Origin of the sequence: Rosenbergiella collisarenosi, assembly GCF_018494085.1 — a bacterium.
GTDB classification, from domain to species: Bacteria; Pseudomonadota; Gammaproteobacteria; order Enterobacterales; family Enterobacteriaceae; genus Rosenbergiella; species Rosenbergiella collisarenosi.
Window position 1 is genome coordinate 129,250 of record NZ_JABBFP010000009.1, and the last position, 25,430, is coordinate 154,679.

A 25,430-nucleotide genomic window follows, 5' to 3' on the forward strand; every position below is an offset into this window, starting at 1 on the left:
AGCGGGTCGCCCCGCTATTATGACTAAATTCCGTACTGCTCACGGTACGCTTTGACCGCCACTAAGGCCTCAGCCATTGAGGGTTGCTCCTCAAGGTAACTGACCAAGTCGTTAAGTGTAATAATCGAAATGACCCGGCACTGATAATCCCGCTCTACCTCTTGAATAGCAGAGATATCGGCGCGTCCACGTTCTTGGCGATCGAGTGAGATAAGGACACCTGCAAGAGTTGCGTGATGAGCGGTGATGATTTCCATCGATTCACGGATAGCCGTACCTGCGGTAATCACGTCATCCACTAGCATAACCCGACCTTCGAGCGGGCTACCTACTAATAGTCCCCCCTCACCATGATCCTTAGCTTCTTTACGGTTGAAACAGTAAGGAAGGTCTCGGTGATGGTGATCGGCTAAAGCCACAGCAGTGGTCGTAGCGATCGGGATCCCCTTATAGGCCGGCCCGAACAGGAGATCAAAGTCGATCCCTGAATCGACCAATGCTTGGGCGTAGAAGCGGCCTAGTTGCGCGAGATCTCGACCCGTATTAAATAATCCAGCATTAAAAAAATACGGACTTTTACGACCTGATTTTAAAGTGAACTCGCCAAACTTTAAGACTTGTTTACGAATGGCAAATTCGATGAATTCACGCTGCCACGCTTTCATTATGTTTTCCCCATAAAAAAGCGACCCTATTGGTCGCTCGATTAACGTTATTGATTTAGCGCTGCTTTCTGCGCGGTAATGAGATCGTTGATCCCCTCTTTGGCGAGCGCCAATAGGGCAAGAAGTTCTTCGTGGCTAAAAGGCTCTCCCTCTGCGGTGCCTTGAACTTCGATCATCCGGCCATCTTCTAGCATCACGACATTCATATCTGTATCGGCCGCAGAATCCTCAACATACTCAAGGTCACAGCGCGCTTCGCCTGCAACAACCCCGACGGAAATTGCCGCAACCATCCCTTTCATGGGGTTCTTAGGCAATTTACCTTTGGCGACTAGCGCATTTAACGCATCTGCTAACGCGACACAAGCCCCCGTAATAGATGCAGTGCGGGTGCCTCCATCGGCCTGGATCACATCACAATCTAAGGTGATGGTATATTCGCCAAGCGCTTTTAAATCTACTGCAGCGCGTAATGAGCGCGCAATCAGACGTTGAATCTCCAGCGTACGGCCACCTTGTTTGCCCTTCGCGGCTTCGCGAGGCATGCGGCTATGTGTCGAGCGCGGTAGCATCCCGTACTCTGCGGTCACCCAACCTTGACCCTGTCCCTTTAAGAAACGAGGCACGCCTTCTTCAACGGTAGCGTTACAGAGAACTTTGGTTTCCCCAAACTCGACTAATACCGACCCTTCTGCGTGTTTTGTATAATGACGCGTGATGGTAACGGGACGGACTTGCTGTGCACTACGGCCTGCTGGACGCATAAATTCTCTCCGACTACGGTGAATAACGCTGCACAGTATACGGATTTCATTATTCAGTGTCTTGCTAGCGAAAAAATTTGCCGAGATTACAGATGAAAAAATTTGCCAGCTATGGCTAAATAATGCTCTTTCGCGAATGAAAAGTCTTGATATGTCGACCTTACTCCATTTTATCCTCGCCCTCGCCGTTATCGGGGCATTGGCATTACTGGTCAGCCACGATCGCCAGAACATTAGACCCCGCTACCTCCTACAGCTTCTCATTATAGAAGGCGGGATAGGCTGGTTCTGCTTACACTCCTCTGCAGGGTTGGCCTTGGTCGGCGGGGTGAGTGGCTTCTTCGAGGCGTTGCTTGGGTTTGCTGCACAGGGCACTGATTTCGTCTTTGGTGGCCTACATCAACAAGGTCTCGCCTTTGTGTTCCTTGGGGTACTCTGCCCGATTATTTTTATCTCTGCATTAATCGGTATTTTACAGCACTGGAAAATTTTACCCGTGTTGATCCGTATCGTCGGCACCTTGTTGTCGAAAATTAACGGTATGGGTAAGCTCGAATCCTTCAATGCGGTAAGTACCCTCATATTAGGGCAGTCAGAGAATTTTATCGCTTATAAAGGTATTCTTGCCGATATCCCCCCGAAGCGGCTATACACCATGGCGGCTACCGCGATGTCGACCGTCTCGCTATCGATTGTCGGCGCCTATATGTCGATGATCGATGCGCGTTATGTAGTGACCGCTCTGCTCCTAAATATGTTCAGTACATTTATCATATTGTCGATTATCAACCCAACACCTCATCACGAAGACGCGCCGATCTCTTTAGCTAAGCTTCATGAAAAACAAAGTTTTTTCGAGATGTTAGGAGAGTATATTCTTGCCGGATTCAAAGTGGCGATGATTATCCTCGCGATGCTGATTGGATTTATCGCCTTGATTAGTGCCATTAACGCGCTATTTTCAGCATTATTTGGATATAGCTTTCAACAGCTTCTCGGCTACGTGTTCTCCCCTCTCGCGTGGTTGGTGGGTATTCCCAAACAGGATGCATTAAGGGCAGGAAGCGTAATGGCCACTAAACTCGTGTCGAATGAATTTGTCGCGATGATCGATTTACAGAAGATGGCTGGCCAATTTACGACGAAAGGCCTCGGGATCCTATCCATTTTTTTAGTCTCTTTCGCTAATTTCGCCTCGATAGGTATTGTCGCGGGGGCGGTCAAAGGGCTTGATGAAAAACAGGGAAATACGGTCTCGCGCTATGGCTGGAAACTCGTCTATGGCTCAACGCTCGTCAGCCTACTCTCTGCGGCCTTCGCCAGTCTATTCCTCTAGCCACGATGTAGGCGCCCATGCGGCGCCTAAGATTAAAAGGCTACGCAAACGGGCTGATCAATACGCATGACAGAGTCTTGCGAGAAAAGCTGCCGATAACGAGCACGTATCTGGTCGATCGCCTGTGATTTCTCTTTGCTCCCCTGATAAATCAAGAGGACGCCCCGACTACTCTCTCTTACTCTTACGCCGTCATGGCCTAACCACTGCCCTGTTGCCTCGATCACCGATAATCCTTGTGGGAACGCTGGAGTGATGGCTTGATCAACGAACTGCTGCCACTGGTGTGGCGAAATAATACGCCCACCTGGCTGGCTTAAACCAAACCACAGTTGCGTTTGTTGCAATACCGTCCCCGTCTGGCAAGATTGTTGTGCCGAGATCGCCTCTGCATGCCTATCTTGGCATCCCGCCATCAGCACACAGCAAGAAAGTAATAACCCATAAGACTTTAGATTCATCGCCCCACCTTGGTCCATAAAGAAATCCCTATCCTAAGCGCTAATCACGGTTATTCCCATCGGTAAAAATGAGACGCTGTTTTCAAATCCCCTCGACCGCTATACTGAGGCTAATATTGACCAAAATGAGTAACGATTATGATCCGCAGTATGACCGCTTTTGCACGCCACGACATGAAAGGAGAATGGGGTAACGCCAGCTGGGAGCTACGTTCCGTCAACCAGCGTTATCTTGAAACCTATATTCGTCTTCCTGAGCAATTTCGTAGCTTAGAGCCAGTGATCCGCGATCGTATTCGTCAGCGTTTAACCCGTGGAAAGGTTGAGTGCCAACTTCGTTTCGACGCCAACCCTGGCGCCCAAGGCGAATTGACCCTAAACCAAACCTTGGCACAGCAGGTGATTAACGCCGCAAATTGGGTGAAATCCCGTACCGAAGAAGGGACTATCGACCCTGTCGATATCCTACGCTGGCCAGGTGTCATGAGTGCTGGAGAGCAGGATTTAGATACCATCAACCAGCAATTACTCGCAGGATTAGACCAAGCACTGAATGACTTCGTTGAAGCTCGTGAAACAGAAGGTGCAGCACTTAAGCAACTTATTGAGCAGCGCCTAGCCGCGGTAAGTCAAGAAGTGGCTAAGGTCAGATCAGAAATGCCCGCCGTGCTAGTTTGGCAGCGTGAGCGTCTAGTCAGTAAACTCGATGATGCCGCGATACAAGTAGACAGCCAACGGCTCGAGCAAGAACTGATTATGCTCGCTCAACGTATTGATGTCGCCGAAGAACTTGACCGCCTCGATGCACATATTAAAGAAACCTATAATATTCTGAAGAAGAAAGAAGCCGTTGGCCGCCGCCTCGATTTTATGATGCAAGAGTTCAATCGTGAATCTAATACCCTCGGGTCTAAATCGATTACTGCAACCATCACCACCTCAGCCATTGAATTGAAAGTACTGATCGAACAGATGCGTGAGCAGATTCAGAACATCGAGTAAGCACTCACAAAAAATCAGCCACCCGCACCAAATCCCCATAAGCCGCGCATTGTCGCGGTTTTTTATTATTAGCTATCGTAAAGACGCAATAAAGTGCATAGTTACCGTTTACGCCTAGGTGTACCCCTAAGCATCCATATGCACTTTTAGTGTGTACAAAGGATGGTTAAACCATAGCAACGAACGTTCTACGCTAGATACACAGAATCGTTGATTACTGGAATACAATGTCAGCGTGTCGTTACCTTCGGAATGATTGGCGAGGCTCACCAACGTCCAAACGATACTGCTAAAAAGGACATTTAATCATAAACGCCCATACTCTCGTTTAAGGGAAAATAAGTACTCAACTAGCAGAAGTAGAGAAGATCCCACAACAGACCTCATAAACAGTTGGAACGAGGAAAAAACCAGACGAAGATCATTCTGTTAGAGCAATTACACACCGCAAAAGCATCTGGCTTACCATGCTTGGATAATTAATTATGTACTTAGAGATGTTAGGACATTTCAATAAATCCCCTTCCAAATATTGTTTTAGCTCAAGATATATTGAATGTTATTAATGTAAATTTTTAATTTAAAAATAATTGTAGGATGAAATTAAAAGGAACTTAGTTATGCTTGAACCGATGGAAGGAAAATTAACCTTTAGAGCTGAAGGTAACAATATAAAGGGAAGCCATGATTATTCTCGCGTGATACACTGGCCTGGCTCAGCTAAGCAATGTACTTCAGCAAAATCAAAATCTGGTGTAACCATTGGCCGTGGTTATGATATGAGCAATAGAACTAGCCAAGTGATAATCAATGACCTAAGAAATGCGGGTATTAATATTGAGCAAGTCAAAAAAATCTCATTAGCGGCAGGTAAGCATAATTGTGATGCGCTATATTTCATAAATAAATATCGGGATGAAATAGGTGAGATAAGTGAAGAACAACAATTAAAATTATTCAAAATAACATACCCTTACTATGTAAATGACTCAGCTAGGTTTTATAAGAAATATTGTACCCATAACGCCTTAGAATGGAATAAACTAAATAGTAAGATAAGAGATGTTTTCATAGATATGAAATACCAAGGATCCTTGAAAAATTCTGATGTAAAACATTTCGAGAGAAATAATATAGACGAGGTGATAGAATTCATTTCATCTTCTCCATACTTACTTATATTCGAAAATGGAAGGGGAAGAATTAAATACCTCAGGAGATGATTATGATTCGTATGTTTTGTTTATTTATAATAATTAATTCTTTCATCGTAGTTGAATGTCAAGCAGGAGATATTATGGATAAATGTTCTTCTAAACCCTGGACCAATGATACTTATGCATGTATTTCCGAAGAGTCAACCATTTTGAACAAACGATATGAAAAAAGTTTTAAAAACCTATTAATAAAAATAGAGAGTGAAAAAAAATTCGTAACGAACTACACCGAACTTAAAAATGACCTCTTTTTATCTAAGAAAAAGTGGGAGTCATGGATTGATTCAGAATGTCTTACAGAAGCTGATATTTATGAAAAAGAGACAAGATTTTATGGAAGTGTATATGATATGTGTATCATAAAAAAACATACATCAAGAATAAATTATTATAATAATTTCAAATTCAATTGAAAGTATATTTAATTGTCTTATATATATTTTTTTGAAAACTCGCAACCCTAATGGTGCACGCTATCGAGAGCTTGCTACAGTACATTACTTCTCTAATATGTCTGGCAGTATCAAGTCTTATACGCTCACTCGACAAAATTCTACTAACCAAAGACAATCGATGTTCTGTTGTAATCTCCGTAGCCAGAGCGAAAAGATAACTCGTCAGCACTGTAGCGCTCTATTATTCGATGAGTTCCGTAGGTTATCTCGCATATTCTCTTTTTACGGCCCCTATAAGCAGGTGATCGGGAAAATGATAACCCATATGCAATGCCTTCACGAATAGATTGTTAGACAGGGCATTAGAGGAGCAGATATTAGGTGATAACACGAGAAATAGTACTCATTTTTTATTGGGAGAAGCTATAAAAAACTGTATCGATAAAAACTTACTTCTTTCCGTAAAAAACGGGAAAAATTCTGGTTTAGAATTCTGGGTTGATAGCGGAATATACCGTATAACTCAAGGCGGTCACTACGAGATAAGACAATATCATTGAATAAGATAAGTATTGTTAAAGCCTGACAAGTTATGAGGATGTTGATCAATCTTTACATCAATATCCTTGGTGTTTTTATGACTCACCTCTACTCCTGCCCCCACGATAATACGCTACCGAGAGGGCGTCCTAATGGTCACGAATATTTTTTGATAAAGTCCTCAATAATCGCCGCGAGTTCTTCTGTCGCTTCCAATGGCAGTAAGTGTCCACATCCTTCGAACACCTCATATTCGTAAGGCGAGAACTGATGTAGGGTGGAGGCTAGCTGCTGTGGAAGACGAGGGACGTTATCGTCTTTTTCTCCTAGCAGTAATAACGCGGGGAGGGACGCATTCGGATAGCGGTGCTCAAAATCTTCTTGGCTAGCCGTGTTGGCCCAATAAGGAAATGCCGCAGGGTTTGCTCGAAGTACATCATTAAGTGTGCGCTGCTGTAAGTCATCGCTGAGCGGTTTTTTATGCGATCCGGCTACAAACTTTTTGCTATGCTCCGGGGTGGCTTGCCATTGATATTGCATAGCAAATTGCTGGTCAGTCATCGGTTGTGGGCATAACGGTGAAGGCGCAGTAAGGATAAGACCCGCCACGTCCTCCGGTGTGTCGAGCGCCATCACTGCGGCGAGCTTACCGGTCATGGAGTGGCCGAGAAACCAAGGTTTATTCACGCCAAGATCACGCAAGGTCTCCCTCACCAGCATTGCCTGCTGCATAATTAGCGCAGGTGAGCGCTGAGCAGAGTCACCAAACCCCGGCATATCTATCGATACACAGTAAAAACGCTGCGAAAGGATCTCTATCACGGGAAGCCACGTTTGCGCGGAACCGCCTAAATAATGCATGAAAACTAAAGGTGGATGCTGTGGGTTACCTTTCTGAATCGACGTTAAGCTCATCCTAATCTCTCTGTATTGAGTTTCGTTACTCTTAAGCGTAATCGCTGCGCCCCAGACCTGCGGATATTTCTACAACAAAATGTGTCGTTATGGCTCCATACCCAAGAAAGCGTTAAGAATGACATGCTTTGTCATACTCTTTATAGCAATCCTGCGAGTTGCCCTAAATCACCTGACATGACAGCCCCTACACTATCGTTTAATTAATACAGTCGGTTGTCAGATATATCAAATCCGCCGCGTCGGATAACGTTGGAGCTGCTATGAAATTATTCGCTAACTGGAAAACGCTTTCTCTATTGTCACTTTCTGCTTTGATGGTGAGCCAATCGGTATTGGCGAATGGACCTGGTAGAGGGCCGGACGATCATGATGACCGAGGCCCCGCTCACGGTGAATATCGTCGTGATGATGCACCGCGACACTTCTCTTATCGTGGACATGACTTTGATCGCGGTCGGCCGGTTCCAGAAACGTTCCGGGGTCCCGATTACCGTATCGACGATTGGCGTGATCGAGGCCTGCCATCACCCCCTCATGGCCAGCACTGGGCCTATATCGATGGTAACTACCTCCTTGTTGCTGCCACGACTGGGATTATTACCTCAATAATTCTTAATGGTATGCACCCTTAATCTCTACGCACCTCGGGGAACCTCCTTGAGGTGCTTAAGCTATTTTTTAACTTTCTATATGCCTAATTGGTAGTTTGGCACTTTCCTTTATTCGATTAGATTTCTAAAAAACGAATAAGGAATATCTATGAAACGTCTACTCGCTAGTTTATTGGTTGCTGCAAGTCTCCCGCTCACCGCTTTCTCAGCGCCTGTCGTTATCGGATACCAAACCGGTGTTGATCCCTCGAAAGTCGCACAAGCAGATGGTGTATTCGATAAAACACTAGGCCAGCCTTTGGATTGGCGGCGCTTTAATAGTGGGCCAGAAGTCGTGGCAGCATTAGCTTCTGGCTCCATCCAGATCGGTAATTTAGGTTCTAGCCCTTTTGCTGCGGCCACCTCGCGTAAGCTTCCAATCGTTGCCTTTTTAGTGTCGACACAAATTCACAGTGCCGAAGCCTTAGTCGTGAGGAATGGTAGCCACATCTCGAGCTATCAAGACCTTAAAGGTAAAACACTCGCAACCCCTTTCGTATCAACGTCTCATTACAGCTTGCTCGGGGCCTTAAAACACTGGGGACTCAAACCGGGAGACGTCAAGATAGTGAACCTCAATCCTCCTGAGATTGCCGCAGCATGGAAGAGAGGCGATATTGACGGGGCCTTTGTTTGGTCTCCTGCGTTAAGTGAGATTGAGAAAACGGGCAAGGTACTGACTGATGCGAAACAGGTCGGTGAATGGGGTAATCCAACATTCGAAGTCTGGGTAGCTCGCAAGGACTTCGCCGAGCAACACCCTGAGATATTGGCTAAATACGCCCATGTTGTCCTCGATAGCTTCGACAATTATGCACAGCATCCCGAAGCCTATAGCGCCACCAGCGACAACGCTAAAAAAATTGCCAAGCTTGTGGGCGTCTCGGCACAGGATATCCCGCAGCTATTAGCAGGGAGCGTTTATCCCACCTATACACAGCAGCTGAGTCCTGCATTTCTTGGCGGCGGAACGGCTACCGCGACTAAGGCCACGGCTCAGTTTCTTGTCGAACAGCAACGTATCCCTGCGGTTCTCAACGATTACCAGCCTTTTATCAGCCCACATTATGTTGAGTTGAGTAAAACGCCATGAGCCAGCTACACATTGCGGGGGGACATTTATCATTCACCCATGATGGAAAACCCCGTCAACTGTTCGATGACATAAATTTATCGATTACCAAGGGGGAGAGCCTCGTTCTACTCGGGGCTTCTGGTTGTGGTAAGTCGACACTATTGAATGTCTTCGCAGGCTTCCAAGCTTTGGATAAGGGCCAGGTTATTCTTGACCATCAGCCCGTCACCTCTCCTTCCGGTCAAAGAGCCGTTGTGTTTCAGGACGATGCGCTATTACCTTGGCTGAATACTCTACACAACGTTGAGATAGGTCTAAAAATTCAAGGGTTCGCTAAAGCACAACGTCAACAGTTAGCCTATGACTATCTTGAACTCGTCGGACTGGAAGCCCATGCTCAACAACCGATACAAAAGCTTTCTGGTGGGCAGCGCCAACGTTTAGGCCTAGCACGCGCCCTTGCCGTTAAACCTGATTTCCTACTCCTTGATGAGCCCTTTGGTGCACTTGATGCGCTGACGCGCGAGAAGATGCAAGCCCTCCTGCTTACCATTTGGAAAGAGACAGGAGTGGGTGTTTTACTCATTACTCATAGTGTGGATGAGGCACTACTGCTCGCGACTGATTTATGCGTTTTACACGGCCCGCCAACGACTATCATCGATCGTGCTCAGCCATCCTTTGCACGACGCTTTTTAAAGGGTGAAACGGTGAGGAATATCAAAGCTGATCCTGAGTTTTCAGTCGCGAGGCAACAATTACTCGATCAATTATTGGAGGTGATATGAGTCTACTCCGCCATACCTCGGCGTCTTGGCGTCTGAATAATCACCTATGGAGTGTTTCCACGCTTACTGTAGTCGCCATCATCGGTGCATGGTTCACCGCGTCTTATCTAGGATGGATAAACACGCTGTTCTTTCCCTCTCCCGCCGAACTCTTTCTTGCCTTTAAACAGCTCTGGCAGCAAGGCTATCTCGATATCACCTTAGCCCAGCATATCAATGCAAGTTTACTACGGGTATTAACCGCCTTAGGCATCGCCCTAGTCACCGCTATCCCTCTCGGAATAGTGATGGGGCTTACCCCGATCATTCGGGCGATTTTTACCCCGATCCTCGATTTCTACCGACCTATCCCGCCTCTAGCCTATCTGCCCCTTATAGTGATTTGGTTAGGTATCGGCGAGGTATCGAAAATATTATTAATTTATTTAGCGATTTTCGCCCCACTGACCATCAGTACCGCAGAGGCTGTCCGTCGTGTTGAACCTCATCGTATACAAGCCGTTCGCTGCTTGGGAGCATCGTCCCTGCAAGTTATCCGCTTGGTAATCTTACCCAGTATTATTCCTGAGCTACTCACTGGTATTAGAATTTCGTTGGGGGTTGGCTGGTCGACGTTAGTTGCAGCAGAACTCATTGCCGCAAATCGTGGGCTAGGTTTCATGGTGCAATCTGCGGCACAATTTCTCTCAACCGATGTCGTGGTTGCAGGAATCATTATGATTGCGATAGTCGCTCTCTTAATTGAGCTACTACTGAGACAGTTACAAAAAAGATTCGCACGCTGGAGCCTCTATGACTATTAATGTAACCCCCTTGACCCGCTCTCTAGGCGCCAAAGTTCAAGGGCTTGATCTCACGCTATTCACTCCCGACACGGTGCAGCAGGTTTATGATCTACTGCTTCAGTACCAAGTCCTATTCTTTCGTGGCCAGAAGCTATCCCCTGCTACTCATGCGGCTCTCGCCGCGCAATTTGGTGACTTACATATTCATCCGATCTATCCGAAGGTCGAGACGCAGCCCGAAATATTGATCCTTGATACCGCCCTTAATGATTTGAGAGATAATGCGTTATGGCATACTGATGTCACCTTTATTGAACAGCCACCGCTGGGATCCATCCTCAATGCCATTCAGGTTCCTGAGTATGGTGGAGATACGTTGTGGGCCAGCAGTAGTGCGGCTTACGATGCGTTATCGCCACCTCTACAACAGCTGATCGATGGACTCTACGCGGAACACGATATCCAATTATCCTTCCCCGATGAGCGCTTTAGCTCCACCGCTGAGGATCAACAAAAGCTGATTAACGCTCGTCAAGAGCATCCACCGGTTATCCACCCTGTTGTACGTGTACACCCTGATACCGGTAAAAAAGGCCTATTCGTGACTCCCGGTTTTACCCGCCGTATATTAGGTGTTAACGCATCAGAAAGTCGTGCTTTGCTGGACCTGCTTTTCGCGCACAGTACACGTCCAGAGTTCTGCGTACGCTGGCAGTGGCAGGCCAATGACATCGTATTTTGGGATAATAGAATAACTCAGCATTACGCCTGCGATGACTATCGTCCGCAACGACGAATTATGCATCGTGCGACAATATTGGGGGACCGCCCTGTAGGGCCTTAATATAGAAACCCCCTCAATAACCTAATATTGAGGAGGCATAGATTAGAAGTCGTAGCGTAAACGAACCAGGTTCATATCGCCTTCTTTGTCAGTCGTTGATGCGAAGACATGTTCGTAATCGACACGGAAGCCGTAGTTAGCAAATAACGCCACCCCGACACCATTATCGATACGCTTGTAGTTGCGGCCATTCACATACTCAAGACGGTCACCCATCACATAAGGCATGACTGCTTTGACGCCCATCTGCTGGACAGGGAATTTATACCCGGCAAAATATTCCACGCCCCACGCATCGCCCGCAAAATAGTTATTCGCATTTTTAAGCTTAGTTTTCAGGAAGTTTTGGTAGTATCCGCCACCTGCTGAAATCGTCCAATTACCCGGCGTCCACCCTAAGGATGTGCCTACGATATTCTGGTTGTAGTCTTTGCTTTGCCCATGAGCATGATCGTAAACCGTCGCCTTGGTATAGTTCCAAGCGGTTCCCCAAGATAAATCTTTGGTAATGTGGTAATCGACACCTACAGAGCCGCCACCTTTACGCTTATAGCGCATTTTGTCGCTTGTCAGTAGCGGATCATCACCAAACAGATAAGAGGCATAGACATCGACATCACCAACTCGACCTTTGTACTTCAGCATTTTACGAGAGCGATAGGAACCATCATAGTCGCCGTTAACACCGTTACCCGGCGCCTGCGCTAACATATCGTCATCCCAAATATCGGTTTTCGCTCCCACCGCATCGTAATAGACACTGTTTTGCTGACCGAAGGTTAACTGCCCATATTGCTGGCTCTTCAAACCGGTAAACCACTGGCGGCGCGTGGTATTCGTTGCGCCCGAGGCGTAGTGATTATCCCAATTAAAGACTTTCGGGATATTCACCCCTAATTCGTAATAGTTGGTCCAATTTATATCTTGCGTCAGCGCATAGTCGACGCTAAAACGAAAACGCGTCCCGCCATCGAAACCGTTACGCTTATAAGAGGTATCCTTACCGCCGGTTTGGTGGTTGAACTGAGGACGAATACTGCCACCGACTTTGACATTCAGACGGCTAAGCGGATCACTTGCTTGAGGATCTTGCTTAAGTAACGTGATTTCTGCTTGGCTGACCGCGGGTAATCCCAGTAAACATAACGCCAAGACGGATGGCGAGAAAAGACGCGTTTTCATTAATTTAATTATCCTGTAAGAAAAAACTGAAATAGTCGAGCAAGGTGATTATCCTTACGCTTTATGACAAAAATATTACTTAATTAGAAAATTCTTAACACTACCGCACCAAACTGGTGCCTAATGAGCTAATAAGACTCAGAAATTAATAAATTGAATCGATAATTGCTTACCGAATAGTGTTTTTGTGCCGTTCATTCGTCTAGTTTTGTCAATTTTTGCATCGTTATCCACATAATTCCTAAGAATGGAACGGTTCTTGCTCAGCCTATAAAAAATTGTGGAGCAAGACGATGTCAAAATTAAATAATGAATCACTCCTGTATGGATTGAATGACCGCATACCTGTCATACCCGCTGTCTTTACTGCCGTCCAGCATATGTTGGCAAGTATTGTTGGTATTGTGACACCCCCCCTGATTATTGGTCAGGCCTTAGGGCTGACTCAGTGGTTACCCTACCTAATAAGCATGTCGTTGTTCGCATCGGGAGTGGGTACCGTTATTCAGGCGGTGCGATTTCGGAACATCGGCGCGGGGATGATTTGTCTACAAGGGACAAGCTTCGCATTTTTGGGCGTTATTATCGCAGGCGGCTTACTGCTTAAGCGGGAGGGTGACTCTGCGGAGCAAATACTGGCGATGATTTTCGGCTGCACGGTAGTTGCCGCTATTATTCCGCTAATCGTCAGTCAATTTATCCATTCCTTCTCGCGTTTGTTAACGCCGCTAGTCACCGGTATTGTAATTGTGCTGATCGGCATCAGTCTAATTCGAGTCAGTATTACCGACTGGGGCGGCGGGTTCGGTGCCGCCGATTTTGCATCCCCGCATAATCTTGGACTGGGGTTGTTTACACTGTTTATTATCGTACTGATGAACTGTAGTCGCCGCCCGTGGTGCAAGCTTTCTAGTATCGTGGTGGGAATCGTTGCTGGGACTCTTCTCGCCTCGCTTCTAGGAAAATTTCATCCACACTTTAGTCCCGATCTATTACCGATATTACCTAGCCCATTTCGGTTTGGTATCAGTTTCTCGTGGACGGTATTTATCCCTATCGCCTTGGTCTCTTTAATTTCGATTATTGAAACCGTCGGTGATTTAACCGCGAATTGCATGCTGTCCCAGCAACCGGTGGTGGGCGCAGAGTTTCAGAAAAGGATCCGCGCGGGCATCCTGGGGGACGGTGTCAGTTGTTTAGTGGCGGCAGTGTTCTCCTCATTTCCCAATACTACTTTCGCCCAAAATAATGGCGTCATCCAAATGACTCAGGTTGCCAGCCGCTATGCCGGCATATGGATTGGAGGGCTATTTATCCTATTGGGTCTATTTCCGCCCGTTAGCCAATTACTCGAACAGCTCCCCAAACCTGTATTGGGGGGTGCAACCTTGGTGATGTTTGGCAGCGTGGTAGCTGCTGGCATACGTATCATGACGCGAGAGACTTTAGATAGTCGAGGTATGCTCATCATCGCTCTCTCTTTCAGTGTCGGCATCGGTATTGAATCACAGCCAAATTTTCTGAGTGCCATGCCCCAATTCTTTCAAACACTTTTTCAGAATGCTGTGACCAGTGGTGGAACCCTCGCCCTGTTACTTAATTTGCTGTTACCCAAGACAAAGGAAAATAATGATGGCTAAACGCCTATGGATTAAACAACCGTTAGCTTGTTTTGATGGGACTCAGCACATAGAGAGCAACGGTATCGTAATCGAAGGGAATACGATCGTTGAAGTCCTCGCCGCCCAACAGCTCCCTTCTCGCCCATGTGAGAAGGTTTTCGATGCTCGCCAACACGTGGTGCTACCGGGGCTCATCAATACTCATCATCATTTCTATCAAACCTTAACCCGGGCTTGGGGGCCGGTTATCAATCAACCTCTTTTTCCGTGGCTACAGACCCTCTATCCCGTGTGGGCAAAACTGACTCCGCAAGCACTCCGCGTCGCGAGCGAAGTTGCCCTGGCAGAGCTACTACTTTCTGGCTGCACGACCACCAGCGATCATCACTACCTGTTCCCTGTTGGCATGGAGGAGGCGATCGATATACAAGTTGCCGCCGTGAATCATCTGGGAATGCGAGCCACCTTAAGTCGAGGGTCGATGAGTTTAGGAGAAAAGTCGGGGGGATTACCCCCGGAAGAGACCGTGCAAGCCGCTGAGACCATTTTACACGATAGCCAGCGCTTGATTGATCGTTACCACGATAGTCGAGAGGGCGCGATGATCAATATCGCTCTCGCTCCATGTTCCCCCTTCTCCGTCACCCCCGAAATCATGCGGGAAAGTGCCATGTTGGCGAAAGAGAAGGGCGTACGACTGCATACCCATTTGGCGGAAACACTCGACGAAGAGGCCTTCTGCCTTCAACGCTTTGGTTTACGCACCGTCGATTACTTGGAGTCAGTCGGTTGGTTGAGTCAGAGAACTTGGCTGGCACACGGGATCCATTTCAATGATGAAGAAATTAGCCGTTTGGGGAAAGAAGGCGTTGCCATTAGCCATTGTCCAGTTTCTAATATGCGGCTTGCTTCCGGCATATGTAGGACACTGGACCTACTCGACGCCGGAGCCACCATCAGTTTAGGTGTAGATGGGTCTGCTTCGAACGATGCGTCCAATATGATGTACGAAGCACGGCAAGCGCTTTATCTACAGCGATTGCGCTACGGTACGCAAACGATTACGCCGGAGCTTGTTTTAGGGTGGGCGACACGAGGAGGGGCAAAAACACTAGGTAGGACAGATATCGGGGAAATAAAAGTCGGTAAACAGGCCGATTTCGCATTATTCACATTAGAAGATATACGTTTTAGCGGAAGCCATGATCCTTTAGCCGCTTTACTACTCTGCGGTGCCGACCGTGCCGATAGAGTCATGGTGGCAGGAAAATGGCGGGTGATAGAGGGCGAAATAGTGAATATAGATCTCCCTGCGCTCCTTAATCATCATCGCGCAGCCGCAAAAAATTTGATCAATTTATAACAACATTTTTTATATTTAGGTAGGGAATAACATGCATACATCACCGCTATTATCTCAAACAAGATATTCTGGTCATCGCCTGGCCGGTTATCTGGTACTGAGTACACTACTGCCATTTTGTAGTTTCGCCGCCTCCAGCGAGATGACCCCAGCTTCAACGCTCGAAGAGGCCATCACTCAAGGTAAGGTGAGTGGAAGCCTTCGCTCCATGTATTATTCAACACATAACGCCTATTTCGTACAAGGGTTGAATCAGGACACCATCAGCTACGGTGGCTTTTTGAAATATGAAACGGCTCCTCTTGATGGATTTAACTTAGGGGTAAGCGGAATTTTTGTACGCGGTATTAACCATGGTGCAGCCAGTCAAACTGTGGGCGAACTGGGCGATAACCAAACAAATATTGGTGAGGCGTGGTTACAATGGCAAAACGATGATTTCCGTATTACCGCCGGGAATCAACAGCTCGATATCCCCTTCTTAGGTAATTACGATTGGCGTATCACCCCAATGATTTATCAAGCAGTGGATGCCGAATACGGACATGGCGAGGATTTTATCCGTGCGACCAAGGTTTTCCGCTACAAATCTTGGGGGAGTGATCGCCAGCAGCGTTACACTGCGTATAACTCGGACGAAAAGACCAATGGAATGTGGTCGTTGGGAGCGGGGCATCATTGGGACATTAACGATGTCCACCTAAATGGGGTCGCCTGGTATGAAAATTACAACGATTATAGCGATATTTTCTATACCGAAGGCCATGCCCAATGGAATCAAGCACCAATGCAGCCCGATATCGGTATTCAATATCTGCGTGGTACGGGTAATGGTAAAGATGTTGCAGGACCGGTAAATAGCCAAAGTGTCGGCTGGCAGCTCTCATTAAATTTACTGAGTAATCTAAACTGGAAACTCGGCTATGATTACTTAGCGAATAATGCCAGTGGTCATCAATACCCATTGGTCACACCTTACTCGCATAATGCCTCCTCAGGCCCTTATTTCGCACAACCCTTCTTTACCAGTACTCAAGACCTAGGCAATGGTAACGCTTGGGCCACTAGCTTGAATTATAGCGCGACAGAACAAGTGACCGTAGGAACCCGCTATTCATGGATGGACCTCAAGCCTGCAAACAGCAGTGGTAGCTTACGTCAATCCGAATATCTGATTTATGGTATTTACAGTTTTGGCGGTGCATTGAAGGGCTTAAGCCTGACTGATTTTGCAGGAGTGCAAACATCGCCGCTCTATAAGAAAAATTTTTGGCAAAACCGTGTAGCGCTACAATACGATTTCTAATATGAGGCGGGTGCCCACCGGGCACCCGCAATATCGAACAATATATTTGAACAAAGGGAGCAAAACTATTAACTATCCGTCGTTCGGTAAATAAGCCATGCTTAATATACTCACCCTACGCAGGATACAAAATAATGAAGAAGATCATCCCTCTCCTACTCCCTATTATTACCGCAAGCGCACTGTATAGCACGGCGTCACACGCTGCGGCTCTTGACTATCAACTCGATGCTGCCCATACCTCGATCGTCGTGAGTTGGGATCACTTTGGTTTTTCCCACCCGACCGCTGATATTCCAGGGGCAACAGGGAAGATTAATTTTGACCCGCAACATCCGGCTACCTCATCGGTAAACGTTTCTATTCCGGTGAGTAATATCGACACCCATGTCCCGGCCTTAACCAAAGAGTTCCAAGGCAGTGAATACTTCGATACTACCAAATATTCTACAGCGACCTTCACCAGTACTAAAGTGATCCCACGTGGTGAGCATAAGTATGAAGTTCAAGGAAATTTAACGCTGAAAGGTATTACCAAACCGGTCACCCTTCATGCCACTCTGAATAAGATCGGTGAGCACGCCATGGTGAAGAAGCAAGCGGTAGGCTTTGATGCTACCGGTACGCTAAAACGCTCTGATTTCGGTATCGACAAGTATGTCCCTGCGGTCGGTGACACAATTGCGTTATCGATCTCTACTGAGGCCTACGCCAAGTAGTATTACATCGTTCCCAGTAATCCTCTTATTGGGAACAATTTTTCGCTCTCTCCCTTCTCTGAGCAAGAATTTGTATTATCCTTAGTATCATTCATTTTTCAAATAAGTAAGGATAATTTGTGGGATATTACGAATTCACTTTCCTCAAATTACTGATCGGCTTCTGCGTTCTTATTGCCCACCTCAATCTTACCGGTAAGACCCAGCTTTCACAGATGACGCCTATCGATTTTATTGGCAACTTCGTCCTAGGTGGGATTATCGGCGGCGTCATCTACAGTGACACCATTCCTCTGAAACAGTATGTGATCTTACTATTACTGGGAGTGTTACTGATTAGCGCATTAAATTTTGCCAGTAAGCATATCTCGTCAATACGTACGATCACCATCGGTGATCCGATTCCCATTATGAAGAATGGTAACTTTATTCTTGAGAACGTCCTAAAAAGCCGTAATAAACTCGATATTGTCAGCTTAACCTCTCAACTACATTCTTTGGGTATCAACTCGTTTGAAGAGGTGCGCTATGCGCAAGTCGAACCCGGTGGGCAACTCAGTGTGATCACCAAAGAAGCCACGATGTTTTCAGTTTTGGTGATAAAAACCGGTGAAATGCGTCAGCATGGTCTAGAGATTATTGAGAAGGATGAGGACTGGTTGAAGGCTAAGCTTGAGGAAAAAAACCTAACCGTGGAAGACGTCTTTTTAGGCGAGTTTTGGAAGAGTGAGCTAGTCCTACATCTCTATAATGGAAAGAAAGAGACTATTTAGTGACCGCATTTAAATAAAGGTAATAGAAATGAAAAATAAACTGTTACTCCCGCTTATCGGCTTAGGTTCTCTCGCTTTACTCTCGGCTTGTCAAACCCTAACACCACCTCGGGGTATTAAGCCTATCTCACCCTTTGATATTCAGAAATATCAAGGCAGGTGGTTTGAAGTCGCTAGGCTCGAAAATCGATTCGAGAAAGGTCTGACTCATGTTACAGCAACTTATCGCCTACAAGACGATGGTACAGTAGCGGTCATTAACCGCGGATTTAATCCAAAAAAAGGCCAATGGTCAGAGAGTATCGGAAAGGCCCGCTTTACAGGGAGTGCTGATCGCGCTGCGTTAAAAGTCTCTTTCTTCGGACCTTTCTACGCAAGCTACAATGTTATTGCCCTAGATGATAACTACCAGACAGCTTTAGTCTGTGGGCCGGACAGAAGCTACCTCTGGCTGCTCTCCCGACAACGCCACTTAACGCCTGCTTTGCGTCAAACCATGTTGGCTAAAGCAAAGCAGGCCGGATTTGCGACCGAGCAGTTAATCTGGACGGATCAAGAGTAAGCGAATAGAGCGGGCGAGCCACCGGTGTGGATGAACAGCAATGGACCGTCTTGCGCGAAGCGTTGGGTAGAGATACCCGTTAGTAAGCCAGCCATCGCTTTGGCGGTATAAACCGGGTCAAGGAAGATCCCCTCAAGTTGCGCTAATAAGTTTAACGCATCATTACCGCTATCATTAGTATAACCGTAACCGGGAGCATAGAAGTCATCCCATAACTCAAGCGGTTGCTTAAGCGTCACACCGAGTGCCTGAGCGACCGATTGGCGCAGCGTGTCGACTACGGAAAGTTGTTGGGCGACATCGCGTGAAACCGTGACACCCACCAAGGGAACCTGCGGTAAGTAATGTTCTAAGCCTACCGACAAGCCTGCATGCGTTCCACCGCTCCCCGATGCCACGACCACCGCAGCAAGGTCTGGGATATCTTCCACCTGATGCGCGATCTCTTGCGCGCAACCAATATAGCCTAGGCTTCCCAATAAATTAGAACCACCGACAGGAATGATATAAGGGCGAAAGCCCTGCGCTTGAAGTAACTCAGCCTGTGCAGCGAGCTGCTCGGTCAGAGACTGCCCAATCTGAGCCGCTTGTACATTAACACCCAGCAGATCGAGGAGTAAGCGATTGCCGTTCTTTAGGTAGTTATCACTGGCCTCTTGCAAGGGGTTTTCTAAAATAGCCATACATTTCAGGCCAAGCTTTGCTGCAACCGCCGCGGTTTGTCGCACATGATTAGACTGGACAGCCCCCGCAGTAACAAGTACGTCAGCGCCCTCTTGGAGCGCCTCTGCCGCTAAAAATTCCAATTTACGTAACTTGTTGCCGCCAAGGCCCAGCGGCGTTAAATCATCACGCTTGATATAGATATCGCGTTCAGCGTAATCAGAAAGTCGCGGTAAATATTCAATAGGGGTTGGTGCACCCACTAATTCTATCTTTGGGTAATTATCTATTAACATTATTATCCACCTATTCGCTTAGTGCGCCTCGTCCCAGTTATCGCCAAGACCTGTATCGACCTGTAAGGGAACCGCTAACGTCACGCAGTTTTCCATGATCTCACGGACGGTGTGAGTTGCAGTCTCTACAAGATCTTGATGAACTTCAAAGACCAATTCATCGTGGACCTGCATGATCATTTTAATACGGTTCGGATCTTGACTTGCCAACCACTGATCCACGCCGATCATCGCCCGTTTAATAATATCGGCAGCCGTGCCCTGCATCGGCGCATTGATGGCGGCACGCTCAGCGGCTTTGCGACGGATAGCATTACTGGATTTAATATCGGGTAGATAGAGGCGACGGCCTTCAATCGTTTCAACATAGCCCTTCTCTGCAGCACTCCGCCGCGTGGTCTCCATATAGGTCAATACGCCCGGGTAGCGTTCGAAATAAAGATCCATGTATTTCTTAGCTTCGCCAGGGGAAATGCCTAATTGCCGCGATAAACCGAATGAGCTCATGCCATAAATCAGACCAAAATTAATCGCTTTTGCGCTACGACGTTGCTCACCAGAGACTTTCTCTACAGGGACGCCGAAGACTTCGGAAGCTGTTGCCCTGTGGATATCTTCGCCTTTAGCGAAAGCGTCCAACAGACCTTTATCTTGAGAGAGATGTGCCATGATACGTAGCTCGATTTGCGAGTAGTCCGCGGCTAAAATTTTATGATCGGGACTCGCAATAAACGCCTGACGAATACGCCGTCCTTCATCATTACGTACTGGGATATTTTGTAAGTTAGGATCGGTAGAAGAAAGCCTTCCCGTCGCCGTAATCGCTTGATGATAAGACGTATGTAGTCGTCCCGTAACAGGGCTTATCATCAGTGGCAATTTGTCCGTATAGGTAGATTTTAGCTTCGAAAGCCCGCGATGTTCTAAAATCACTTTCGGTAAGGGATAGTCGAGTGCTAACTCCGCAAGTACCTCTTCACTGGTAGAGGGCGCGCCACCCGGCGTTTTCTTCGTCGGCTTAATTCCTTGTTTTTCAAACAAGATGGTCTGTAGTTGCTTAGGGGAAGAAAGGTTAAAACTTTCCCCAGCCAGCTCGTGCGCTTTCTTTTCTATCTCGTCTAAACGTAGAGCTAGCTCTTGAGAATGGGCAGAGAGAATCAGTGGCTCGATTAATACGCCATTACGTTCGATTTTCGAGATAACAGGAACGAGTGGCATCTCGATTTCATCAAATACTTTCTTTGGACCAGGCTCTTTTTCTAATAATGGCCAGATTTTATGATGCAGTTGTAATGTGACGTCAGCATCTTCCGCGGCATACCGCGCGGCTTGATCGAGGGATATTTGGTTAAAGGTTAGCTGTTTTTTCCCTTTACCGGCAATCTCTTCGAAAGTAATCGTCTTATGTCCTAGCCAGCGTTGAGATAGGCTATCCATATCGTGTTTACCGGCCACACTGTTGTAAAGATAGGATTCGAGCATCGTATCAAAACGAATACCTTTTAACTCAATACCATAATTAAGTAATACCCCTCGGTCATATTTTAGGTTCTGACCAACCTTTGCCAGATTTTCGTCTTCCAGTAGGGGTTTAAATTGGGCAAGAACATCGTCACGATTAAGTTGCTCAGGAGCATCAAGATAATCGTGGGCAACAGGCAGGTAAGCGGCTTCACCTGCGGTTGTCGCGAATGAGAGTCCGACGATTTCTGCAGAGTAAGAGTCAAGCGACGTGGTTTCAAGGTCGAACGAGAACAGCTCGCTAGCGCGTAATTTTTCTAACCACTCAGTCAATTGAGATTGCTCAAAAATAGTGTGGTAATTATCTGCAGATAACGTGACTTCCGCGACAGCTGGCGTTTGCTCAGGCGTACTATTTTTGGTGTTGGGGGACGATGATTTACCGGCTAACCAGCTGTTGTTCTCAACATCGCTCACCCAACGCTTAAATTCGAAGCGAGCAAAGAGTTCGAGAAGCTGTGCTTGGTCCAATGGGCTCACCTGCAATTGTTCACAGTTCAGCTCAAGCTCTACATCGGTTTTGATGGTGGCAAGTTGATAAGAGAGCATAGCCATCTCTTGGTTTTCAGCCAACTTCTTACCCATTGTTTTGGCGCCGCGAAAGCTTAAGGTTGCCACCTTATCGAGATCATTATAGATGGTCTGTAGACTACCCAGCCCCTGTAACAGTGCCTGTGCGGTTTTTTCGCCAACGCCTGCGACGCCAGGTATGTTATCCGAGGAGTCACCCATCAGTGCGAGATAGTCGATAATCAGTTCTGGAGGAATACCGTATTTTTCATTGACCTCTGCAGGGCCGAGTACCGTATTATTCATAGTGTTGATCAGTGTAATATGAGGACTGACGAGTTGCGCCATATCCTTATCTCCTGTGCTGATCAGCACGTCTCGTCCTTCACGCTCGGCCTCACGAGCAAGTGTCCCGATCACATCGTCCGCTTCGACACCAGAAATTGCGAGCAGCGGTAAGCCCATCGCCTTGACCATCTGATGTAACGGCTCTATCTGCGATCGTAAATCGTCCGGCATCGGAGGTCGGTGCGACTTATATTCCGCAAAAAGCTCGTCACGGAACGTTTTTCCCTTAGCATCAAATACCACCGCAACATGACTAGGTTGATATTGCAGCAACAAGCTACGCAACATATTCAATACACCATACATTGCTCCTGTCGGTTCTCCTACACTATTGGTTAGTGGCGGAAAAGCATGGAATGCTCGATAGAGATAAGAAGAACCATCTACAAGGATCAGTGGGTTTTGTGCGATTTGAGCCATAGGTATTAATTTCTGCGTTGGACCGTGGATAAGCGTTAGCATGCCACAGAATAGAATGAATGTTGATCGAAGTTGGGCAGTTCGATCACATAAAATAATACTTAAGATCCTGTGGATAACTCTGTGGATCTATTTATTACACTAATTACATCTTGACTTAACTAGACAATATAAAGATATATAAATCATTTTAAACAACAAGTTATGATTAATACCTAGTGCTTCATTTACATTTCGGCATATCAAGGTTATGTGAATAAATACATCATCTCTTCATCTAGAAGGAAGGGACCTCTGACGCATACAGCGCTCAGAGGCCTTAATTACGCTTACTTGTTCAACAGGAACTTAGTAACATTGACATAGTCTGCTGAGAAGTTAGCCAACGAGCTGGTATCAAGACCTGCGTTGTTGATTTGGTATTTGCCGTTAATAAATAGAGCTGGTACGCCATTGATATTAAAATCGGCCGCGGCTTTTTCTTGCTGGCTGACCAACGCTTTGACCGCGAAGCTATTCCATGCTGAGTCATAGGCTTCAGAAGTAATACCAGCCGCTTTGATGAAAACGGCTTTTAGGGTTTGTTGGTCCTTGATCGTTTGAGACTTCTGTAAGTCATCAAAAATAGGATCCATCACTTTATCCTCGACACCTAGCGCCATCGCGACTGCCCAGGCATGGGTAAGGATTGGGCCGTAATCGCCACCTAGGAAATCAACATGGTAACGCGTCAATTTTACGTTTGCCGGTAAGCCTTGTTCGACGGCTTGGTTAATTTTATAAGTCCGCTCAAAATCGTAACAATGCGGACAGAAAAACGAGAAAAATTCGACCACTTTTGGTGCGCCATTGACCGGCTTCTCAACAGCCTGATATTGCTTACCTTCGGTAAAGGTCGCCGCAGAGGCACCGAAGGCCAGCATTGCCCCAAATAGAGCAAATAATACTTTTTTCATTTTTTACTTATCTCCAAATTAATAATCAAAATTGAGGCATCACCAGCGAGGGTGGAGATTGCAGTAACGCAATTTGCGTTTTCATTTGAGCAATCTGCCGACGCCAAAAGTCCACCTCATTAAACCAAGGGAAAGCTCTAGGGAAAGCAGGGTCATGCCAGCGTCTGACTACCCATGCAAGATAATAAACCATGCGCATCGCACGTAAAGGTTCAATCAGTGACAATTCATTAATGTTGAATTCGGTCAGCTCTGTGTAACATTCTAGCAGAATATCCCATTGGACTCGCTGCTCATTCAAATCACCGCTGACCAGCATCCATAGATCTTGTACGGCTGGACCATTACGCGCGTCATCTAAATCAACGAACAATGGTTGATCACGCCACAGTATATTACCCGGGTGACAGTCACCGTGTAATCGTAAAGGTTCCCAATCTGTATGCCATACTTTCGCAAGCTGCTTGCCGAGTTCAGTCAGCGTATCGAGGAAGTCCGTTTTCAATACAGCAGGGATGAGCGAGCTTTCATGTAATAGCGCAGAAGGTTGCTGAAAGTATTCATCGAAGCCAAGAGTGGGCCGATGTTGGAAACAGTATTGTCGACCTACTTGATGGATACGCGCCAAGGTTTGTGCTGCTTGTTCCAGATGCTCGTAATTATCAATTTCATATTGCCGCCCACCTAGGCTGGGAAAGAGCGCAAACCCTATTCCTTCTACCTGTTGAAGGGTTGTCCCATGGTAAGTGAGTGGGGCAGCCACTGAGATATTCGCATCGGCAAGTTCTTGCGTAAACTGATGTTCTTCCAGGAGTTGGTCCACCGACCAGCGCTGTGGACGATAGAACTTAGCGACATAGCGCACGCGATCTTCATCGCTAAATTGCCAGACACGATTTTCGTAGCTATTAAGTGGGGTTAATCCCGATTCAACACGAATACCCGTGTTCCATAACGCGTCGAGCACGGTCTCTGGATCGAGAGTTTGGAAATTGAAGCTCGGTTGACTCATAATCTCTGCAATAATATAAGAAACTGAATGGCAGGATATCATTATCGTATCCTAGCGACCTGATTATTTGCGCTATTTATTGAGAAGGTCTTATGGTGATTAGTGGTGTTATTTTAGCCGGCGGTGCCGGTCGCCGCATGGCGGGTAAGGATAAGGGGTTACTCCTCTGGCGAGGAAAGGCTCTGATTGATCACACCATCGAGCAGTTTGCTCCACAGGTCAGTGAGTTAGTTATCAATGCAAATCGCAATCACTCCCGCTATCAGCAGCGCGGTTTTTCTGTGGTTCAAGATAAGCTCACAGAACGACTGGGCCCTTTAGCAGGAATCGAAGCAGGTTTGCAAGCCACGCTATCGCCTTGGTTAGCGGTTACCCCTTGTGATAGTCCCTTATTTCCTAATGACTTGGTAAAACGGCTCTATCAATTCGTCCAAGAAAAACAATTGCCCGTAGCGTGGGTCCGTCAAAAGGATCGCGATCATCCGCTGTTTTGTCTTATTAATCGAGCGCTACAGGCCCCATTACAAGATTTTCTTTATCTTCAAGGACGGCGTAAGGTGCTAGACTTTTTTAATGCTCACGGCATGGCATTACCATTTAGCGAGGAACTTCCCCATTTTGCAAATTTTAACGATAGTGCGTCGTTAAAATAAAAAAGTTCCAATGCAAAAAGGCCATCCTTACGGATGGCCTTTTTGTCTATTTGGATGCCTGGCAGTTCCCTACTCTCGCATGGG

At 46.7% G+C, this 25,430-nt stretch carries 27 protein-coding genes; 18 read left to right on the forward strand and 9 right to left on the reverse strand.

Features of this window, described 5'->3' with window-relative positions:
- Positions 1 to 23: 23 nt before the first annotated feature.
- Both pyrE and rph read right to left on the reverse strand, forming a co-directional pair.
- The gene (pyrE, locus tag HGT70_RS13500; protein ID WP_071433075.1) at positions 24 to 665 is read right to left on the reverse strand and encodes an orotate phosphoribosyltransferase; all 642 of its coding nucleotides are present in this window, start codon (positions 663 to 665) and stop codon (positions 24 to 26) included.
- Between the two features lie 47 nt (positions 666 to 712).
- The gene (gene rph, locus HGT70_RS13505) at positions 713 to 1,429 is read right to left on the reverse strand and encodes a ribonuclease PH (protein ID WP_071433072.1); all 717 of its coding nucleotides are present in this window, start codon (positions 1,427 to 1,429) and stop codon (positions 713 to 715) included.
- A gap of 151 nt (positions 1,430 to 1,580) precedes the next feature.
- Here rph and HGT70_RS13510 point away from each other — a divergent pair, with 151 nt between their 5' ends.
- Positions 1,581 to 2,765 carry a NupC/NupG family nucleoside CNT transporter gene (locus HGT70_RS13510; RefSeq protein ID WP_214196204.1) on the forward strand — a complete coding sequence of 395 codons (1,185 nt, stop codon included), beginning with the start codon at positions 1,581 to 1,583 and terminating at the stop codon, positions 2,763 to 2,765.
- A 32-nt stretch (positions 2,766 to 2,797) separates the two neighbouring features.
- On the opposite strand, the gene HGT70_RS13515 is transcribed toward HGT70_RS13510, so the two are convergent.
- Complete coding sequence (locus tag HGT70_RS13515; RefSeq protein WP_214196188.1) at positions 2,798 to 3,226, reverse strand: DUF3574 domain-containing protein; 429 nt, start codon at positions 3,224 to 3,226, stop codon at positions 2,798 to 2,800.
- A 138-nt stretch (positions 3,227 to 3,364) separates the two neighbouring features.
- Here HGT70_RS13515 and HGT70_RS13520 point away from each other — a divergent pair, with 138 nt between their 5' ends.
- From HGT70_RS13520 to HGT70_RS16655, 5 genes are all read left to right on the forward strand, one after another.
- Positions 3,365 to 4,228, forward strand: a complete 864-nt coding sequence (locus HGT70_RS13520; RefSeq protein ID WP_214196189.1) for a YicC/YloC family endoribonuclease — start codon at positions 3,365 to 3,367, stop codon at positions 4,226 to 4,228.
- Between the two features lie 620 nt (positions 4,229 to 4,848).
- A complete protein-coding gene (locus tag HGT70_RS13525; protein ID WP_214196190.1) occupies positions 4,849 to 5,451 on the forward strand; it encodes a pesticin C-terminus-like muramidase in 603 nt (200 codons plus the stop codon).
- Positions 5,452 to 5,453: 2 nt separating this feature from the next.
- The gene (locus tag HGT70_RS13530; protein ID WP_214196191.1) at positions 5,454 to 5,858 is read left to right on the forward strand and encodes a lysozyme inhibitor LprI family protein; all 405 of its coding nucleotides are present in this window, start codon (positions 5,454 to 5,456) and stop codon (positions 5,856 to 5,858) included.
- A 31-nt stretch (positions 5,859 to 5,889) separates the two neighbouring features.
- Positions 5,890 to 6,186: a DUF3289 family protein gene (locus tag HGT70_RS16885; protein WP_157725411.1), complete on the forward strand. Its 297-nt coding sequence runs from the start codon at positions 5,890 to 5,892 to the stop codon at positions 6,184 to 6,186.
- A gap of 67 nt (positions 6,187 to 6,253) precedes the next feature.
- Positions 6,254 to 6,400 (forward strand): DUF943 family protein, encoded by a 147-nt coding sequence (locus HGT70_RS16655; RefSeq protein ID WP_241650109.1) that lies wholly within the window; start codon positions 6,254 to 6,256, stop codon positions 6,398 to 6,400.
- Positions 6,401 to 6,536: 136 nt separating this feature from the next.
- Here HGT70_RS16655 and HGT70_RS13545 read toward each other — a convergent pair whose 3' ends face one another.
- Positions 6,537 to 7,295, reverse strand: coding sequence for an alpha/beta fold hydrolase (locus HGT70_RS13545; protein ID WP_214196192.1), 759 nt, complete (start codon positions 7,293 to 7,295; stop codon positions 6,537 to 6,539).
- 263 nt (positions 7,296 to 7,558) lie between these two features.
- Here HGT70_RS13545 and HGT70_RS13550 point away from each other — a divergent pair, with 263 nt between their 5' ends.
- The 5 genes from HGT70_RS13550 to tauD all read left to right on the forward strand — a co-directional run bounded on the left by HGT70_RS13550 (position 7,559) and on the right by tauD (position 11,440).
- A complete protein-coding gene (locus HGT70_RS13550; protein WP_071433061.1) occupies positions 7,559 to 7,930 on the forward strand; it encodes an RcnB family protein in 372 nt (123 codons plus the stop codon).
- Between the two features lie 127 nt (positions 7,931 to 8,057).
- Positions 8,058 to 9,041, forward strand: coding sequence for a taurine ABC transporter substrate-binding protein (gene tauA / locus HGT70_RS13555; protein WP_071433059.1), 984 nt, complete (start codon positions 8,058 to 8,060; stop codon positions 9,039 to 9,041).
- Positions 9,038 to 9,811, forward strand: coding sequence for a taurine ABC transporter ATP-binding protein (locus HGT70_RS13560; RefSeq protein ID WP_071433057.1), 774 nt, complete (start codon positions 9,038 to 9,040; stop codon positions 9,809 to 9,811). Before tauA ends, HGT70_RS13560 begins: the two co-directional genes overlap by 4 nt.
- Complete coding sequence (locus tag HGT70_RS13565) at positions 9,808 to 10,614, forward strand: ABC transporter permease subunit (RefSeq protein ID WP_214196193.1); 807 nt, start codon at positions 9,808 to 9,810, stop codon at positions 10,612 to 10,614. Before HGT70_RS13560 ends, HGT70_RS13565 begins: the two co-directional genes overlap by 4 nt.
- Positions 10,604 to 11,440: a taurine dioxygenase gene (tauD, locus tag HGT70_RS13570; RefSeq protein ID WP_071433053.1), complete on the forward strand. Its 837-nt coding sequence runs from the start codon at positions 10,604 to 10,606 to the stop codon at positions 11,438 to 11,440. The genes HGT70_RS13565 and tauD overlap by 11 nt, the downstream gene beginning before the upstream one ends.
- Before the next feature lie 42 nt (positions 11,441 to 11,482).
- Here the strand turns inward: tauD and HGT70_RS13575 are convergent, their stop codons facing one another.
- Positions 11,483 to 12,622, reverse strand: a complete 1,140-nt coding sequence (locus tag HGT70_RS13575; protein WP_071433051.1) for a porin — start codon at positions 12,620 to 12,622, stop codon at positions 11,483 to 11,485.
- Between the two features lie 293 nt (positions 12,623 to 12,915).
- Here HGT70_RS13575 and HGT70_RS13580 point away from each other — a divergent pair, with 293 nt between their 5' ends.
- The 6 genes from HGT70_RS13580 to HGT70_RS13605 all read left to right on the forward strand — a co-directional run bounded on the left by HGT70_RS13580 (position 12,916) and on the right by HGT70_RS13605 (position 18,967).
- Positions 12,916 to 14,262 (forward strand): nucleobase:cation symporter-2 family protein, encoded by a 1,347-nt coding sequence (locus HGT70_RS13580; protein WP_214196194.1) that lies wholly within the window; start codon positions 12,916 to 12,918, stop codon positions 14,260 to 14,262.
- On the forward strand, positions 14,252 to 15,607 hold the full coding sequence (locus tag HGT70_RS13585) for an 8-oxoguanine deaminase (protein ID WP_214196195.1): 1,356 nt from the start codon (positions 14,252 to 14,254) through the stop codon (positions 15,605 to 15,607). Before HGT70_RS13580 ends, HGT70_RS13585 begins: the two co-directional genes overlap by 11 nt.
- A gap of 31 nt (positions 15,608 to 15,638) precedes the next feature.
- The gene (locus HGT70_RS13590) at positions 15,639 to 16,913 is read left to right on the forward strand and encodes a TonB-dependent receptor (RefSeq protein WP_214196196.1); all 1,275 of its coding nucleotides are present in this window, start codon (positions 15,639 to 15,641) and stop codon (positions 16,911 to 16,913) included.
- A 134-nt stretch (positions 16,914 to 17,047) separates the two neighbouring features.
- Positions 17,048 to 17,632, forward strand: a complete 585-nt coding sequence (locus HGT70_RS13595) for a YceI family protein (protein WP_214196197.1) — start codon at positions 17,048 to 17,050, stop codon at positions 17,630 to 17,632.
- Positions 17,633 to 17,751: 119 nt separating this feature from the next.
- Positions 17,752 to 18,405 carry a DUF421 domain-containing protein gene (locus HGT70_RS13600; protein WP_241570089.1) on the forward strand — a complete coding sequence of 218 codons (654 nt, stop codon included), beginning with the start codon at positions 17,752 to 17,754 and terminating at the stop codon, positions 18,403 to 18,405.
- A gap of 28 nt (positions 18,406 to 18,433) precedes the next feature.
- Positions 18,434 to 18,967 (forward strand): lipocalin family protein, encoded by a 534-nt coding sequence (locus HGT70_RS13605; protein WP_214196198.1) that lies wholly within the window; start codon positions 18,434 to 18,436, stop codon positions 18,965 to 18,967.
- On the opposite strand, the gene HGT70_RS13610 is transcribed toward HGT70_RS13605, so the two are convergent.
- The 4 genes from HGT70_RS13610 to HGT70_RS13625 all read right to left on the reverse strand — a co-directional run bounded on the left by HGT70_RS13610 (position 18,958) and on the right by HGT70_RS13625 (position 24,693).
- Positions 18,958 to 19,926, reverse strand: a complete 969-nt coding sequence (locus HGT70_RS13610) for a D-cysteine desulfhydrase (protein ID WP_214196199.1) — start codon at positions 19,924 to 19,926, stop codon at positions 18,958 to 18,960. The two genes, HGT70_RS13605 and HGT70_RS13610, sit on opposite strands and share 10 nt — an antisense overlap.
- An 18-nt stretch (positions 19,927 to 19,944) precedes the next feature.
- Positions 19,945 to 22,725, reverse strand: coding sequence for a DNA polymerase I (gene polA, locus HGT70_RS13615; protein WP_214196200.1), 2,781 nt, complete (start codon positions 22,723 to 22,725; stop codon positions 19,945 to 19,947).
- 329 nt (positions 22,726 to 23,054) lie between these two features.
- Entirely contained in the window at positions 23,055 to 23,681 is a 627-nt protein-coding gene (dsbA, locus tag HGT70_RS13620; protein WP_214196201.1) for a thiol:disulfide interchange protein DsbA, read from the reverse strand.
- Between the two features lie 25 nt (positions 23,682 to 23,706).
- On the reverse strand, positions 23,707 to 24,693 hold the full coding sequence (locus HGT70_RS13625) for a serine/threonine protein kinase (RefSeq protein ID WP_071435170.1): 987 nt from the start codon (positions 24,691 to 24,693) through the stop codon (positions 23,707 to 23,709).
- Between the two features lie 92 nt (positions 24,694 to 24,785).
- On the opposite strand from HGT70_RS13625, the gene mobA reads away from it, so the two are divergent.
- Positions 24,786 to 25,346 (forward strand): molybdenum cofactor guanylyltransferase MobA, encoded by a 561-nt coding sequence (gene mobA, locus HGT70_RS13630; RefSeq protein ID WP_214196202.1) that lies wholly within the window; start codon positions 24,786 to 24,788, stop codon positions 25,344 to 25,346.
- Positions 25,347 to 25,430: the final 84 nt, after the last annotated feature.